Source organism: Agrobacterium sp. LMR679, assembly GCF_027157905.1.
Taxonomy (GTDB): Bacteria; Pseudomonadota; Alphaproteobacteria; order Rhizobiales; family Rhizobiaceae; genus Agrobacterium; species Agrobacterium leguminum.
In genome coordinates, this window is record NZ_JAPVOJ010000002.1 from 933,646 (window position 1) to 949,284 (window position 15,639).

Sequence of the window (15,639 nt, forward strand, 5' to 3'; positions counted from 1 at the left end):
CGCCCTATATGGCGGAAAGGACGGCAAATTACCAGACTGTTGCGGCGCAAACGCGGCAGTGATCAGGCGGAAGGTACGTCGAAAACCTCACCGGGGCGCATCGGCCGAAAACGGCTCTCATCCACCCCCTGCTCTGTCAATGCGACTTTCAGGGCCGCAAGCGGCGCATCCACGGCCTCATCCGTCAACTGTACCGTACCCCAATGGTGCCCGCAAACATGCGCCGCACCGCAAAGCTTCATGCCCTCCACGGCTTCCGCCGGGTTCTGGTGCTGGCCTTTCATGAACCAGCGCGGCTCGTAAGCGCCGAAGGGCAGGTTGGCGAGGCGGAAATCGCCGTGCTTCTTGCGCGCGGCGTGATAATTGAGACCCTCGTGGAAACCGGTATCGCCGATATGGTAGATTTTACCGCCCGGCGTTTCGATGACGAAGGCAGCCCACAGCGCCATGCGCCGGTCGTTAAGACCACGGGCCGACCAATGATGGCACGGTTCGAAATGAATCTTCACCGAACCCGTCTCCATCACATCGCCCCAGTCGCCCACCCTGATACGCGCCGCCTCTACCCCGGTGCGGATGATGGCGTCATTGCCGAGCGGTGTGATGAAAAGCGGCTTGTGCGCCACATGCAGGCGCTTCAGTGTCTCCATATCCAGATGATCGTAATGATTGTGCGTCACCAGCACCAGGTCGATGGGCGGCAGGTCCTCGAAACGGATGCCGGGCGCATTGACCCGCTTGGGACCGGCGAAGCTGAACGGGCTGGTGCGCTGCGACCACACCGGATCGATGAGAATATTCAGCCCCGCCGTCTGGATAAGGAAGGAGGCATGGCCGACGAAGGTGACGCGCATGTCCCTGCCTTCGATCCGGGCTTCCGGTTTTGCGAAGGGAAAGGGGCTCGGATAGCTTTCCGGCCATGTGGCGCGCTCGCCATTGAAGCGCCATTTCATAAGGCCCATGAAATTGCCGGGCGGCGAACCGCCGGGATTGAAGAAGCGCACCCCGTCGAAATGATCGGAGATCGGGCCGCTATAATAGGCGCTCGCGTTCGAACGACGGGCATAAAGACCCCCACCCGCCAGAGCGAGCAGGCCAAGAGCGGAAAAACGAAAGAAGTTTCGACGTTTCATGACGAAGGTATAGGGAGCGAAAGGAGCCTGTTCAAGCGCCGCCAATGGCCGCCTGCGGCCAATCACGCAAAGATGAAATGCGGGCCTTTTCGGCTATAAACCCGCGCCGCCTTGACTTTTCCCGCACTTTCCTGTTTATCCCGCCCATCAGCTGGCAGTTTCACGACTCCAAGCCGCCGACCGGGACCCGCAAAGGTATAAAGAGATCCCGGAGGTCAACACCCGACAGCGCGATGCGCCCTCGGGTGCTTTTTGGCTTTGCGTCTTGTTTTTGCCAGCGAAAGCACCGACGTTTCGGAGACCCCGGAACGAAGAAGGAAGAAACGATGTTTGAAAACCTCCAGGACCGCCTTGGTTCCATTCTGAATGGACTGACCGGCCGTGGCGCGCTGACGGAAGCCGATGTTGCCGCCGCCCTGCGCGAGGTTCGCCGCGCGCTCCTGGAAGCGGACGTGGCGCTGGAAGTCGTGCGCTCCTTCACCGACAGGGTGCGTGAAAAGGCTGTCGGTGCCGCCGTCCTGAAGTCGATCAAGCCCGGCCAGATGGTCGTCAAGATCGTGCATGACGAGCTTGTCGAGATGCTCGGCACCGAAGGCGTCTCCATCGATCTCAACGCCCCCGCCCCCGTCGTCATCATGATGGTGGGTCTGCAGGGCTCTGGCAAGACCACCACCACCGGCAAGATCGCCAAGCGCCTAACGGACCGCGAGAAGAAGAAGGTGCTGATGGCATCTCTCGACACGCGTCGTCCCGCCGCGCAGGAACAGCTTCGCCAGCTCGGTGTCCAGACAAGCATCGACACGCTGCCGATCATCGCCGGCCAATCGCCAACCGATATCGCCGCACGCGCGGTGCAGGCGGCAAAGCTTGGCGGCCATGACGTCGTCATTCTCGATACCGCCGGCCGTACCCATATCGACGAACCCTTGATGCTGGAAATGGCCGACATCAAGAAGAAGTCCAACCCGCACGAAATCCTGCTGGTCGCAGATTCGCTGACCGGTCAGGACGCCGTCAATCTGGCGCGCAATTTCGATGAGCGCGTCGGCATCACCGGCCTCGTGCTGACCCGTATGGATGGCGATGGACGCGGCGGTGCAGCTCTCTCCATGCGTGCTGTCACCGGCAAGCCGATCAAGCTGATCGGTATCGGCGAGCGGATGAACGAACTCGACGAGTTTCATCCGCGCCGTATTGCCGACCGTATTCTCGGCATGGGCGACATTGTCTCGCTGGTCGAAAAGGCCGCCGAAAACATCGATGCGGAAAAAGCCCGCGCCATGGCCGAGAAGATGGCCAAGGGCAAGTTCGACCTTAACGATCTCTCCGACCAGCTTGCCCAGATGAAGAAGATGGGCGGCATGGGCGGCATCATGGGGCTGATGCCCGGCATGGCCGGCATGAAGGACAAGATGGCTTCGGCCGGTCTGAACGACAAGATGTTCGACCGCCAGATCGCCATCATCTCTTCGATGACCAAGGCCGAACGCGCCAATCCCGATATTCTGAAGCATAGCCGCAAGAAGCGCATCGCCGCCGGTTCCGGCACGGATGCTGCTGAAATCAACAAGCTTCTGAAAATGCATCGCGGCATGGCCGACATGATGAAGGCCATGGGCGGCAAGGGCAAAGGCGGCATCATGAAGCAGATGATGGGCGGCCTTGCCGGCAAGATGGGCCTCGGTGCCCTTGGCGGCGGTATGCCGGACCTGTCGAACATCGATCCGAAGCAGCTCGAGGCGCTCCAGAAGCAGGCGGAAGCCGCCGGTCTCGGCAAGCCGGGCGCAATGCCCGGTCTTGGCGGTCTGCCGGGCGGATTGCCGGGTCTGGGTGGCGCCAAGCTGCCCGGTCTTGGCGGCATGCCGGGTCTGCCCGGCTTTCCGAAAAAGAAGTGAGGGGGACACCAGTGAACAATGCAGAGGTGAAAGCCCAGCTTTCCGAATACCGCCAGTCTATCGACAATATCGATGCCGCACTGGTTCACATTCTTGCCGAACGTTTCCGCTGTACCAAGGCGGTGGGCGTGCTGAAGGCAAAGTACAATTTGCCGCCGGCCGACCCGGCGCGCGAGGAATACCAGATCGAACGCCTTCGCCGTCTGGCGAAGGATGCCAATCTGGACCCGGATTTCGCCGAGAAGTTCCTGAACTTCATCATCAAGGAAGTCATCCGGCATCATGAAGCAATCGCCGCCGAACATGGCGGTAACGAAAAGACCGCCTGAACGGCGGACAAGCCATCTTAAGGAGTATATCACATGGCACTTAAAATTCGTCTCGCACGCGGTGGTTCCAAGAAGCGCCCGTACTACCAGATCGTCGTTGCTGACGCCCGTTCGCCCCGCGACGGCCGTTTCCTCGAGAAGGTCGGTTCCTGGAACCCGATGCTCGGCAAGGACAACCCGCAGCGCGTTGAGCTGAAGGCTGACCTCATCAAGGAATGGATCGCCAAGGGCGCACAGCCGACCGACCGCGTTCTGCGCTTCCTCGCAGAAGCCGGCCTTGCCGAGCGCGCCGCTCGCAGCAACCCGGAAAAGGCAAAGCCGGGCAAGCGCGCCCTGGAGCGCGTTGCTGAAAAGAAGCAGAAGGCTGAAGATGCAGCCGCTGCTGCTGCGGAAGCCTCTGCTGCAGAATAATCTGCTCGGAAACTTTTGAAGAACGGGCGGTGTGGTTTTCCATGCCGCCCGTTTTTTGTTTATTTTGGCGTCAACAAACCTTAAAGCTGACGCAACCAACACCAGAAGACGGACGGCCCGATGGCAAAGCTGGAAAACCCGGTACTCATGGCAAAGATCGGCGGCGCGCAGGGCCTGCGCGGCGAAGTCCGTGTCAGCACCTATACGGCCGATCCGATGGCGCTTGGCGACTATGGCAATCTCGTCACTGCCGATGGCCGCGTTTTCGAAATTCTGGAAGTGCGCGAGGGCAAGAACGTCGTCGTCGTTCGTTTCAGGGGCATCAACGACCGAAATGCGGCGGAAAGCCTGAATGGGCTGGAACTGTTCATCGACCGCGACAATCTGCCCGACGACGAGCTTGACCATGACGAGTTTTATTATGCCGATCTAGAAGGGCTGGAAGCCGTCGATGCGGAAGGCAAAAGTTATGGCGCCGTCAGCGCCGTCTATGATTTCGGCGCGGGTGATCTTCTGGAGCTGAAGGGCGCGGGCCGTCGCCCTGCCCTCATTCCCTTTTCGGAAGCGGCCGTGCTGGAAATCGACCTCGAAGCCGGTCGTATTCTCATCGATCCGATGGCCGCCGGACTGATCGACAATCCCGACGACAAGGACGAAACCGGCGTATCGCCTTTCGGCAAGAAATAAACAATGACCTTCAAGGCTACCGTTCTGACGCTCTACCCGGAAATGTTTCCGGGGCATCTCGGATATTCGCTGGCGGGCAAGGCGCTGGAGCGGGGGCAATGGTCGCTGGACGCCGTACAGATCCGCGAATTTGCTACTGACAGACACAGAAGCGTCGATGACACACCGGCAGGCGGCGGCGCCGGCATGGTGCTAAAGCCCGACGTTCTGGCGGCGGCCATCGACCATGTTTCGGATGGCGATACACGGCCGCGGCTCCTGATGAGCCCGCGTGGCAAACCGCTGTCGCAAAACCGTGTGCGTGAACTGGCGGCCGGAGAAGGCGCGATTATCGTCTGCGGCCGTTTCGAAGGCGTCGACCAGCGGGTGATAGAAGCACGCGGGCTGGAGGAAGTGTCGATCGGCGATTACATCCTCTCCGGCGGTGAGCCAGCGGCGCTGACGCTTCTTGATGCCGTCGTCCGCATCCTGCCGGGCGTCATGGGCAATGACATGTCCGGTGTGCATGAGAGCTTCGAAGGCGGACTGTTGGAGCATCCGCATTATACCCGCCCGCAGGTCTGGGAAGGCCGTGACATCCCAGCCGTTCTCACCTCCGGCAACCACGCTGTCATCGACAGGTGGCGTCATGAACAGGCGCTGAAGCTGACGCAGGAAAGACGTCCGGACCTTCTGGTAAAGGCTCAGGCCGAGACGAAGTAATAGGCGGTCAGCACCAACCCGACCGCAATCACCAGCCAGCGGATGATCCACTGCGGCACCCGCCGTGCCGTGTGCACGCCCACATAGCCGCCAAGTGCGGCCGCGGGGAACATGATGAGCGCCGCCCACCAGGAAACGACGCCACCGCTGACGAAGATCGTGATTGCGATGACGGCGATCACGACTGACAAGAGGTTCTTCAGCGCGTTCAGATGATGATAGCTGCCGCCCGAGGTTATTCCGAGGATGGCCAGCATCATGATGCCCATGCCGGCACCGAAAAACCCGCCATAGACGGAAGCGAGACCCTGAAAGACGAGGCTCGGCAGATTTCCGGGCGAACGTTCGGAGCTCGCCTTCGGCCGCAGCCACGGGCCGGCAGCGAAAACGGCGGTGGCAGCAAGAAGCAGCCATGGCACGAGCTGGCGGAAGGAAGGATTGTCGAGCGACAAAAGCAGCAGCGATCCGGCCAGCCCGCCGACGACTGAAACGCCCGACAGAAGGATCGCCTCGCGCCAATGGGCGCGGATTTCCGGCCCATAGGCGATCACGGAGGTGATGTAGCCCGGAAACTGCACGATGGCTGACGTGGCGTTGGCGACGATGGGTGGCAGGCCGGCCAGCGTCATCGCCCCGAAGGTCAGGAAGGTGCCGCCACCGGCAATCGCATTGACGACACCCGACAGAAAGCCGGTGGCGAACAGCATGAGAATAATGAATATGGACATGGCCCCTCCCAAGGTTCCCATGCCATATCCGCCAGCGCGCCGCTTCGCAACTGCCGGAACGCGGCGCGTAATTGATAAAATATTGTCATGAAAGGGATGACAAACGGCGCATCCTCGTGTATGTGCCCGCGTGGAAATGGGAAAGATCCCAACCGAAAGCAAAGAATGGCGAACCCGCTCCTGCCGAAAGGCATGGTCTGGAGGCATTGACCGACAGACGAAACGTTGAGCGCTCTGGCTGTTTCAGAAGAAATCAGAGGTTAACATGACCAACATCATTCAGCAGCTGGAAGCCGAACAGGCCGCCAAGATCGAAGCAAAGCGCACCCTGCCCGAGTTTTCTCCGGGCGACACCCTGCGCGTCAACGTGCGCGTTACCGAAGGTAACCGTACCCGCGTTCAGGCTTACGAAGGCGTTTGCATCGCCCGTTCCGGCGGCGGTCTTTCCGAAAGCTTCACCGTTCGCAAGATTTCCTACGGCGAAGGCGTCGAGCGCGTATTCCCGATCTACTCCCCGCTGGTCGAAGGCGTTGAAGTCGTTCGCCGCGGTAAGGTTCGCCGCGCAAAGCTCTACTACCTGCGCGACCGTCGCGGCAAGGCTGCCCGTATCGTTGAGAACACCGGTACGCGCGCCCGCAAGCTGAACGAGTCCGAGCGTCAGGCGCTTGCCGACGAAAAGGCACGTCTGGAAGCCGAAAAGGTAGCAGCAGCACAGGCTCTCGCCGCCGAGAAGGCAGCAGCCGAAGCCGCAGAAGCCAAGGCAGCGGAAGAAGCAGCAAAGGCTGCTGAAACCGCAGCGGAATAAGATTTCCATTTCGATGGATTGATCAAAAGGCGGTCTTCGGGCCGCCTTTTTGTTGCGTCGACATCACGTAGCAAGGCACGCATGCGGCTTGAAAGCCGCGATTGACGAGCATTGGCGGGCCAGAAAATACCCAAGCTCTCTCAGTCATTTCCTTTGCGGAAAGATGCGGCAGATTTCGAGCGGCAACAAATGCCTGGCTGATTTCTAGCTCGAATGTTTTAGCCCATCCTCGAACAGCATTGCCTAATTGCATTTATTGTGCGATTTTCTTGCCGTTTCAGGTGTTATTATGTTTTTATTTAATTCTTTTTTAACAAAAAATAAGTCCGCTTTTTTCGCCGTTGGTCTCGCCAGCGCGTTGATGAACATTCTTAATCTTTCCGGCTCGCTTTTCATGCTGGAAGTTTACGACCGCATTTTGCCAAGCAAGAGCATTCCATCCCTTGTGGCACTGGTCGTTCTCCTGATCGTTCTCTACGCGTTCCTTATGGGGTTCGACGCGCTGCGAGGCCGCATATTGGCGCGCATTTCGGACAATATGGACGACGCGCTCAATCAGAAGCTTTTCAGGGCGTCGATCAGCGCCCCGCTCCTTGCCTCGGGAAAGACCGATGGTCTGCAGATCGTCGGCGATCTCGATCAGATCCGTCAGTTCCTCTCAGGACCGGGCCCGGCGGCCTTTTTCGACATTCCCTGGCTGCCCATCTATCTGCTGATCTGTTTTGCCCTGCATCCGTGGATCGGGTTCGCTGTGCTCGGCGGAGCTATAGTTCTCATCGTGCTGACGCTCCTCACGAACTGGCTGACAGAACGGGCGACAAAGCAGGCTTATACCGCGCGAGGCCAAAGAAACGTCCTCGTCGGCAGCAGCCAGCGCAACATCGAATCCATCAAGACCATGGGCATGATGGGGGCGGTGACGTCCATGTGGGACGAGCTACATTCCAGATACCGCACCGTCACCCTGTCGACATCCGATACGGCCGGCATGCTCGGCGCCATGTCGCGAACCTTCCGCCTGTTGCTGCAATCCGGCGTCATGGCCATCGGCGCCGTGCTTGTCATCGACGGCAATGCATCGGCGGGCAGCATCATCGCAGGCTCGATCCTCTCGGCAAAGGCGCTCGGCCCTGTCGAACATGCGATTGCAAACTGGCGCAGCTTCATGACCGCAAGGCAGGGCTGGAAACGCGTCAACGAGTTTCTGGAACTGGTGCCCGAACCCTCGCCGCCGCTCTCCCTGCCCCGCCCGCAATTTACCGTCGCGGTTGACCGGGTAACCGGTGGGCCACCAAACGGCGCACGCGATACGGTCGCCGATATTTCCTTCACGCTGAACGCAGGCGACGGTCTCGGCATCATCGGCCCAAGCGCCTCGGGCAAATCCACGCTGGCACGCTTGATGACCGGCATCTGGCCTTATGAACGCGGTTCCGTCCGTTTCGACGGGGCCGCGCTCAACCAGTGGGATTTCGAGTTTCTCGGCAAATCCATCGGCTACATGCCCCAGCAGGTGGAGCTGATGCCGGGGACCGTGGCGCAGAATATCGCACGCTTCGACCGCGATGCGACAGCGGAAGCGGTTGTCGCCGCAGCCAAGGCCGCGCAGGTGCATGAGCTGATCCTCAACCTGCCCAACGGTTACGATACCTATATTGGCGATCGGGGCGAGGCTTTATCGGGCGGGCAGAAACAGCGCATCGGCCTTGCCCGTGCATTGTTTGGTGAACCCTTCTTCGTCCTTCTCGATGAGCCGAACTCCAATCTGGACAGCGAAGGCGAAGCGGCCCTGCGCAATGCCATTGGCGATATCAGGGCGCGCGGCGGCATTGTCGTCGTCATTGCCCATCGCCCCAGCGCCATCGAAAGCGTCAATCTGGTGATGGTGATGAGCAACGGCCGGATGCTGCGCTTTGGCACCAAGGAGGAGGTGCTCGCGCAAATCCTGCGGCAGAATATCCGCCAGGTGCCTGAGGAGGAAGAAACGCGCAAGATTGAAAACCGGGTGAGCGAAAATGGTTGAGGCGGAAAAACCCGGTATGACGAATGCCTCCATTCTCAGACACTCGACCGCAGTGGTCGTTCTCGCCCTTGGCCTTCTGGTCGGATTGGGCGGTTGGGCGGCTTTTGCAAAACTTGCCGGCGCGGTGGTGGCCACGGGCCGGGTTGTCGTTGAAGGCAACTCCAAGAAAATCCAGCACCTTTCCGGCGGCATCGTCAGCGAGATCAATGTTGCCGAAGGCGACAGGGTCGAGGCCGGTCAGGTCCTGTTGCGGCTAAGCGCCACTGTCGTGCAGGCGAACCTCTCCATCGTCGAAAATACGCTTGCGCAGCTTTATTCGCGTCGGGCTCGTCTGCGTGCGGAAATTGCTGAGGCGCCGTATTTCACCGTGGAGGAAGATCTGGCGGCACTGACAAGTTCGAAAGCGGCCAAGACCTTTATCGACAGCGAACAGAACCTTTTCAACAGCCGTCGCAACGCCTTGATCGGCATGAAAAAGCAGCTGGGAACACGCAAGGATCAGCTCGCCGACGAGGCACGCGGCCTCGAGGTGCAGGTGGAGGCAACGGACAATGAGCTTGCGATTGTAAAGGAAGATGTTTCCAAGACGGACGAGCTCTTCAAAAAAGGGCTTGTCACGCTTCAGCGCCTCAATCTCCTCAAGCGCCAGCTTTCCAATCTCGAAGGTCAGCAGGGTCAATATATTGCCGCCCGGGCACAGACGGTGGGCAAGCTCAGCGAATTGGACCTGCAATTGCTCCAGCTCGATGAAGACCGCAAATCGGAAGTCACGAAAGATCTGACATCGATCGAAGCAACCGTCGCGGAATATGAAGAGCGGCTGGCGGCAACGCGCGACCAGCTGGATCGCCTCGACATCCGCTCGCCGATTGCCGGTCGCATCTACCAGCTCTCGGTGCACAATATAAACGGCGTCATTCAACCGGGTGAAGTGCTGATGCTGGTGGTGCCGGAGCAGGATGAGCTTGCCATCGAGGCCAATATAACCCCGCGAGACATCGACCAGATTTACGTCGGACAGCCGGTTACCATTCGTTTCACGGCATTCAATCAAAGCACGACGCCGGATTTGAGCGCGCAAGTTGCTGTCGTCGCCCCCGATCTGCAGACAGATTCCCGAACTGGCACATCTTATTACGCGCTGCGTATCAAACCCGACAAGGCCGGAATGGGTCATCTGCCCGGCGGGAAATTATATCCCGGCATGCCGGCCGAAGTATTCATACAAACCAGCGAAAGGAGTGTTCTTTCTTATTTTGTGAAGCCGTTCCAGGACAGGCTCAAAAAGACCTTCGTACAGGAATAAACAGTTTCCATTGCATGATTTTTCGAAAGGAATTTTCACAACACGTTAAAGACGCACTTTATTCAAAAAAACAATTTCTTATATTGTATTATCATTTTTTACGTATTAAATATCACCCGCAATATTTATTATAAATTTAATTTCAATTCATCGATTTCTCAAAAATTTATGGGAGTGTAAAATGGCGTTGAAAGTAACTTTTGGTAATGGTGGCGCTGCTTCGGTCTCTTCGCTCACCAATCTGGTCGATCAGGAAGCTTATAAGCTCCTCACCGAATCCACAGCACAGGTCAAAAACGGTTCTTCGCTCGACTCCGGCGTGGTCAATGTCGGCGCGGTATCGGTTCCCGGCACCGGCGCGGGCGGCACGGTCGATGTTGGCTATGACCCCAGCTCGAACGGCTTCAAATTTGACGTATCGTCGGCATGGAATTCGGTAAAGAACGCTCTCGCCCAGTCCGACACTTCTGAAAACCTTATCTTCAAGGATTTCGTTCAGGTCGATGTTCATCTCGGCGGCACCGGTTCGTCCACCGTGGAAGTTCTCAATGCCAAGCGTGGCAACATCTCGACCGGCGCGGGCAACGACACGGTCTCGGTCTCGGTCGTATCGAACGACAAGGCTTGGGTAAACGCCTTCAACATCGACACTGGCGCCGGCAACGACACCATCGTGGTCAAGGCGGGCACGGCGTTCGACGGCGGCGTTGCTGCCGGTACCAACGTCGTGAACGGTGGCGCTGGCGTCACCGACGGCAGCTTCACCTCCGTCAAGATCGACGCCGGCGCGGGTAACGACTCTATCGACCTGAGCGGTGTGAACCTCGCTTCATCGCTCGTCACCGGCGGCAAGGGCATCGACCACATAAAGGCAAGTGGTGGCGCCGATACCTTTGTCTTCAATCTCGGCGACATGGCCAAGAGCATCGCCACCGACAGCATTGAAGGCTTCAACGCCGCCGTGGACAAGCTCAAGCTGGTCGGCACGGTAATCGATAACTGGGCGGTTTCGACGATCGATAGCGACACCGTCCTCACCTACAACGTCACTGGCGAGCACAAGGGCGAAAAGATCGTTGTCGCCGGTGTTCACCTGACCGGTAGCGACTGGTTCACCGCGTAATTCTCTCGAAGAGAATTTCATTATTTGCCGCTTAAAATGATCGTGGCCCGGAAACATCCGGGCCACGATTTTTACATATGCGACCGCCGGCGCTTATGGCAGCCGTCGCTATTTTCCAAAATCAGGCAGCCTTGACCTGATTGCCCATTCTGCGGGTTGCGATGATGACCAGCACGCCAGCAAGCGCCAGGCAGAAAGCAAGGAAGAACATCGGCGCGATGGTGCTGCCGGTCTGATCCTTGATCCAGGGCACCACATTCTGCGCCACGAAGCCACCCAGATTGCCGACGGAATTGATCGCGGCGATGCCGGCGGCCGCACCTGCTCCCTTGAGGAAGCGGCCGGGCAGGCTCCAGAACACCGGCTGGCCGGCAAAGATGCCTGCGGCGGCGATGCAGAGGAAGGCGAACTGCAAGACCGGATCGCTCAGCAATGCCGACATCAACAGGCAAAAGGCGCCGATGAAGGCAGGACCGACGATATAGGGCGTCTTGTTCTTTGCCTTGTCGGCGGCCAGGGGCACAATGAACAGGGCGATGGCCACGATCACCCAGGGGATGATGTTAATGAAGCCATTGGCGGTGTTGGAAACGCCGAAGCTCTTCACGATGGTCGGAAGCCAGTAGCTGAGACCATAGGCCGCCAGCGGAAAGCCGACATAGCAGAGCGCCATGAACAGCACGCGCGGATTGACCAGCGCCTTGAAGCCGTCCTCCGCATGCTCTTCCATGCCCTTGTTTTCTTCGGCCAGCCGGTTCTTCAGCCAGTTTTTCTCATCCTGCGTCAGAAACTTCGCCTTTTCCGGGGTGTCGTCGAGATAAAAGAAGGTGACGATGCCGGCGATGACGGCCGGGATACCCGTGGCGAGGAATACCCACTCCCATCCCGCATAACCGAGGAAACCATCCAGATCGAGCAGCATGCCGCCGAGCGGCGCGCCGATGGCATTGGCAAGCGCGCTGAAAATCATGAACAGGCCGATCATGCGGCCGCGATAATCGCGCGGGAACCAGAGCGTCATCAGGAACAATACACCGGGGAAGAAACCCGCTTCGCAAAGCCCGAGCAGGAAGCGCAGGATGTAAAACATCGTGGCGTTCTGCGTGTAGGCAAGCGCGATGGTGACGGCGCCCCAGGAAACCAGAATGCGGGCAAACCATTTGCTGGCGCCGAAACGGTTGAGGAACAGGTTGCTCGGCACTTCGAAGATGAAGTAACCAATGAAGAACAGCGAAGCGCCAAGACCATAGGCATATTCGCTGAGGCTCAGCGCATCGACCATCTGCAGCTTGGCATAGCTGACATTCTGGCGGTCGATATAGGCGATGAGATAGAGAAGGCCAAGAAACGGCATCAGCCGCCAGGTGATCTTCGAGATAAGGGCTTTTTCCGATACCATATGCTTTTCCCTCCCTTCGATTTCTCGTCGAAACGCAAATGATAAGGGAACCCATCTATATGTGCATCGCAAAATACGCAAGTTGCATTGCATCATGGCCATTGGAGAACTCCAGTGGGACAGGCCCGTTGCGGGCCTTCAGTCGTGATGCAGTGCATATAGAAATGCCGAGCCGCCGCATTCCGTGCTGTACGCATTCATATTGCCGTAAAACCGGCGATCTGCTATGGAGGCTGCCATGGGATCTAAATTCGGATGTCTCGCGCAGAATGTTTATGTGCTGCAGGACCACAAGCGTCTGCCGGCACGGTTCTTTGCGCGCGTTTCCGGGGCGCTCACCAGCCGACTTAGGCTCGCCTGACAGCACCGCTGTCCACGCCTTTCTGAACCCTGATTACCCTTTTCCATGACAAGGCATAGAGCCATGAGCGCACCCCGCACCTTATATGACAAGATCTGGGACGACCACGTCGTCAATCGTGACCCGGATGGAACCTGTCTTCTCTACATCGACCGTCACCTCGTCCATGAGGTGACGAGCCCGCAGGCCTTCGAAGGCCTGCGCATGGCCGGCCGGCCAGTGCATTCGCCTGCCCGCACGCTGGCCGTCGTCGACCATAACGTTCCGACCACGGCCGACCGGCTGGAAGGCATCAAGAACGAGGAAAGCCGCATCCAGGTGGAAGCGCTCGCGCAGAACGCCAAGGATTTCGGCGTCGAGTATTATTCCGAGCGCGACAAGCGCCAGGGCATCGTTCATATCGTCGGCCCTGAACAGGGTTTCACCCTGCCGGGCATGACGATCGTGTGCGGTGACAGCCACACCTCGACCCACGGCGCGTTTGGCGCACTGGCGCATGGCATCGGTACCTCGGAAGTGGAGCACGTTCTGGCGACCCAGACGCTGATCCAGAAGAAAGCCAAGAATATGCTGGTGCGTGTCGACGGCAAAATTCCCGATGGCGTTACCGCCAAGGACATCATCCTCGCCATTATCGGCGAGATCGGCACGGCTGGCGGCACCGGCCACGTCATCGAATTTGCCGGCGAGGCGATCCGTTCGCTCTCCATGGAAGGCCGCATGACGGTCTGCAACATGACCATTGAGGGCGGCGCCCGTGCCGGTCTTATCGCACCTGACGAAACCACCTTCGATTACATCAAGGACAAGCCGCGCTCGCCGAAGGGCGAAACGCTGGAACAGGCCATCGCCTATTGGAAAACGCTGAAATCCGACGAAGGCGCCCATTATGACAAGGTCGTGGTGCTGGATGCGGCCAACCTGCCGCCCATCGTCTCCTGGGGTTCGTCTCCGGAAGACGTGACCTCCGTTGAAGGCATTGTTCCCAATCCCGATGATATCGAGGAAGAAAACAAGCGCGCCTCCAAGTGGCGTGCGCTTGATTATATGGGTCTGAAGCCCGGCACGCGCATCACCGATATCGCCATCGACCGTGTCTTCATCGGCTCCTGCACCAATGGCCGCATCGAGGATTTGCGCGCGGCGGCGAAAATCGTTGACGGCCGCAAGGTGGCTCCGACCGTTTCGGCCATGATCGTGCCCGGCTCCGGTCTCGTGAAGGAACAGGCGGAAAAGGAAGGTCTGGACAAGATTTTCCTCGAAGCCGGTTTCGAATGGCGCGAGCCAGGCTGCTCCATGTGCCTTGCCATGAATGACGACCGCCTGAAACCCGGCGAACGCTGCGCTTCCACCTCGAACCGCAATTTCGAGGGCCGCCAAGGCTATAAGAGCCGCACCCACCTCGTCTCCCCCGCCATGGCGGCGGCGGCGGCGATTGCCGGTCATTTCGTCGACGTACGTGAGTGGCAATAAGTTCCTGAGGCCATCGTTTCAGGAAAGCCACCCGTCCCCCGCCGGGGGCGGGTGGTTTTTATTAGAGCCCCTGCAAACGCCGCTGCGGCTGCGTGCCGTGCAGAAACACGGCAAAAGTATCCCAGGGCGGCGTGATGGAGAGCTGGCTCAAAATACGCGCGGCCTCGCCTCTGTGAATGCCCGCATGCAGGACCATATGTGAGATCATCTCAGCGCGGGACATGTAACCCTTGTCCCCATCCGTGAAGGTGAAGGCGACAAATTCGCCAAGCGATGCCGGCGATGTTTTCTCGAGATAATCGAGATACCAGCCATCGAGAGCGGTGACATCCTTCGCAAGATCATCCAGCTGCGGCGCTGCCTCGGTATTATCCGAGAGAAAGCCATGTGCCGTTCCGGTGAGGTGACCCGAAAAAATCCTCGCGACGACGTAATAGTGATTGATCAGCCGGATTGCCGTGTGCCGTTCGGATGCATTTTGGACGGGATCGAGGTGTTTCAGCTTCTCGAACAAGTCCCTGTTCGCCCATTGGTGATAGCCGAGCAGGCTCCTGAGCAGATCCCTCATCACAATATCCTTTACATCTGAAAAATGTGAGCACTATGTTTATATTTTCGCCATGGAGGGTATCTTGTCTACTCGCATTGCAAAGCGGAAGACCGAGATGCGCAAGGAGCCTCGTCAGGAGCGTTCCCGCGCCACGGTCGATGCCGTCATTCACGCGGCGGCTCGCATTTTGAGCGATCATGGCTGGGCGGGTTTTACCACGAACAGGGTCGCCGAAACGGCCGGCGTCAGCATCGGCTCGCTCTATCAATATTTCCCGGACAAGATTTCAATCGTGGAAGCGGTGCGCCATCGTCACCTCGAAGACTGTCTCTCTGTCATGAAGAGCGTCTCGCAAAAGCGGCAATCGCTTGCGACATTCGTGGAAGAACTCGTAACCGGCATGATCGGGGTCCACAGCATCCATCCCGGTCTTCACAAGGTCCTTCTGGACGATGCGCCCAGCCACGAAGGGACGAACGATCCCAACAGCGTTTTCGAACAGGAATATCTCGGCCTCTATGCTGCAGCGATCGCGGCACATATGACAGCCGGCACAAAGGGCGAAAGCAGAACCGCGGCGCTGATCGTATCCGATGCCATTGACGGCATCATTCACAATGCCGCCCGCCGCGGAGAATTGCAGTCATCCAAAGTCAGACGGGAAATGATTGCACTCGTTCATGCCTACCTGTCTCAGGCAACCGGTGAATGAGA

At 58.6% G+C, this 15,639-nt stretch carries 16 protein-coding genes; 11 read left to right on the forward strand and 5 right to left on the reverse strand.

Features of this window, described 5'->3' with window-relative positions:
- Positions 1-62: 62 nt before the first annotated feature.
- Entirely contained in the window at positions 63-1,133 is a 1,071-nt protein-coding gene (locus O3W47_RS15305) for an MBL fold metallo-hydrolase (protein ID WP_137453268.1), read from the reverse strand.
- 326 nt (positions 1,134-1,459) lie between these two features.
- Here O3W47_RS15305 and ffh point away from each other — a divergent pair, with 326 nt between their 5' ends.
- From ffh to trmD, 5 genes are all read left to right on the forward strand, one after another.
- Entirely contained in the window at positions 1,460-3,028 is a 1,569-nt protein-coding gene (gene ffh, locus O3W47_RS15310; RefSeq protein ID WP_269314071.1) for a signal recognition particle protein, read from the forward strand.
- Between the two features lie 11 nt (positions 3,029-3,039).
- Complete coding sequence (locus O3W47_RS15315) at positions 3,040-3,357, forward strand: chorismate mutase (protein ID WP_065114319.1); 318 nt, start codon at positions 3,040-3,042, stop codon at positions 3,355-3,357.
- A 33-nt stretch (positions 3,358-3,390) separates the two neighbouring features.
- The gene (gene rpsP, locus O3W47_RS15320) at positions 3,391-3,768 is read left to right on the forward strand and encodes a 30S ribosomal protein S16 (protein WP_035221728.1); all 378 of its coding nucleotides are present in this window, start codon (positions 3,391-3,393) and stop codon (positions 3,766-3,768) included.
- A gap of 120 nt (positions 3,769-3,888) precedes the next feature.
- On the forward strand, positions 3,889-4,455 hold the full coding sequence (gene rimM, locus O3W47_RS15325; RefSeq protein ID WP_269314072.1) for a ribosome maturation factor RimM: 567 nt from the start codon (positions 3,889-3,891) through the stop codon (positions 4,453-4,455).
- A gap of 3 nt (positions 4,456-4,458) precedes the next feature.
- Positions 4,459-5,157, forward strand: coding sequence for a tRNA (guanosine(37)-N1)-methyltransferase TrmD (gene trmD, locus O3W47_RS15330; protein WP_269314073.1), 699 nt, complete (start codon positions 4,459-4,461; stop codon positions 5,155-5,157).
- Here trmD and O3W47_RS15335 read toward each other — a convergent pair.
- Entirely contained in the window at positions 5,139-5,885 is a 747-nt protein-coding gene (locus O3W47_RS15335; protein WP_269314074.1) for a sulfite exporter TauE/SafE family protein, read from the reverse strand. The two genes, trmD and O3W47_RS15335, sit on opposite strands and share 19 nt — an antisense overlap.
- 265 nt (positions 5,886-6,150) lie before the next feature.
- Here O3W47_RS15335 and rplS point away from each other — a divergent pair, with 265 nt between their 5' ends.
- Entirely contained in the window at positions 6,151-6,690 is a 540-nt protein-coding gene (rplS, locus tag O3W47_RS15340; RefSeq protein WP_003520506.1) for a 50S ribosomal protein L19, read from the forward strand.
- A gap of 22 nt (positions 6,691-6,712) precedes the next feature.
- Here rplS and O3W47_RS15345 read toward each other — a convergent pair whose 3' ends face one another.
- Positions 6,713-6,943 (reverse strand): hypothetical protein, encoded by a 231-nt coding sequence (locus O3W47_RS15345; RefSeq protein ID WP_269314075.1) that lies wholly within the window; start codon positions 6,941-6,943, stop codon positions 6,713-6,715.
- 36 nt (positions 6,944-6,979) lie between these two features.
- Between O3W47_RS15345 and O3W47_RS15350 the strand changes: the two genes are divergently transcribed.
- The 3 genes from O3W47_RS15350 (at position 6,980) to O3W47_RS15360 (ending at position 11,142) form a co-directional block, all read left to right on the forward strand.
- Positions 6,980-8,713, forward strand: a complete 1,734-nt coding sequence (locus O3W47_RS15350) for a type I secretion system permease/ATPase (RefSeq protein WP_127756523.1) — start codon at positions 6,980-6,982, stop codon at positions 8,711-8,713.
- Positions 8,706-10,019, forward strand: a complete 1,314-nt coding sequence (locus O3W47_RS15355; RefSeq protein WP_269314076.1) for an HlyD family type I secretion periplasmic adaptor subunit — start codon at positions 8,706-8,708, stop codon at positions 10,017-10,019. The genes O3W47_RS15350 and O3W47_RS15355 overlap by 8 nt, the downstream gene beginning before the upstream one ends.
- Before the next feature lie 181 nt (positions 10,020-10,200).
- Positions 10,201-11,142: a rhizobiocin gene (locus tag O3W47_RS15360; RefSeq protein WP_127756521.1), complete on the forward strand. Its 942-nt coding sequence runs from the start codon at positions 10,201-10,203 to the stop codon at positions 11,140-11,142.
- Between the two features lie 121 nt (positions 11,143-11,263).
- Here O3W47_RS15360 and O3W47_RS15365 read toward each other — a convergent pair whose 3' ends face one another.
- Positions 11,264-12,541, reverse strand: coding sequence for an MFS transporter (locus O3W47_RS15365; protein ID WP_137452633.1), 1,278 nt, complete (start codon positions 12,539-12,541; stop codon positions 11,264-11,266).
- 424 nt (positions 12,542-12,965) lie between these two features.
- On the opposite strand from O3W47_RS15365, the gene leuC reads away from it, so the two are divergent.
- Positions 12,966-14,375, forward strand: coding sequence for a 3-isopropylmalate dehydratase large subunit (gene leuC, locus O3W47_RS15370; RefSeq protein ID WP_003520336.1), 1,410 nt, complete (start codon positions 12,966-12,968; stop codon positions 14,373-14,375).
- Positions 14,376-14,436: 61 nt separating this feature from the next.
- Here the strand turns inward: leuC and O3W47_RS15375 are convergent, their stop codons facing one another.
- On the reverse strand, positions 14,437-14,943 hold the full coding sequence (locus tag O3W47_RS15375; RefSeq protein WP_269314077.1) for a DinB family protein: 507 nt from the start codon (positions 14,941-14,943) through the stop codon (positions 14,437-14,439).
- Positions 14,944-15,040: 97 nt separating this feature from the next.
- Between O3W47_RS15375 and O3W47_RS15380 the strand changes: the two genes are divergently transcribed.
- Complete coding sequence (locus tag O3W47_RS15380) at positions 15,041-15,637, forward strand: TetR/AcrR family transcriptional regulator (RefSeq protein WP_269314845.1); 597 nt, start codon at positions 15,041-15,043, stop codon at positions 15,635-15,637.
- The last annotated feature ends 2 nt before the right edge of the window (positions 15,638-15,639 follow it).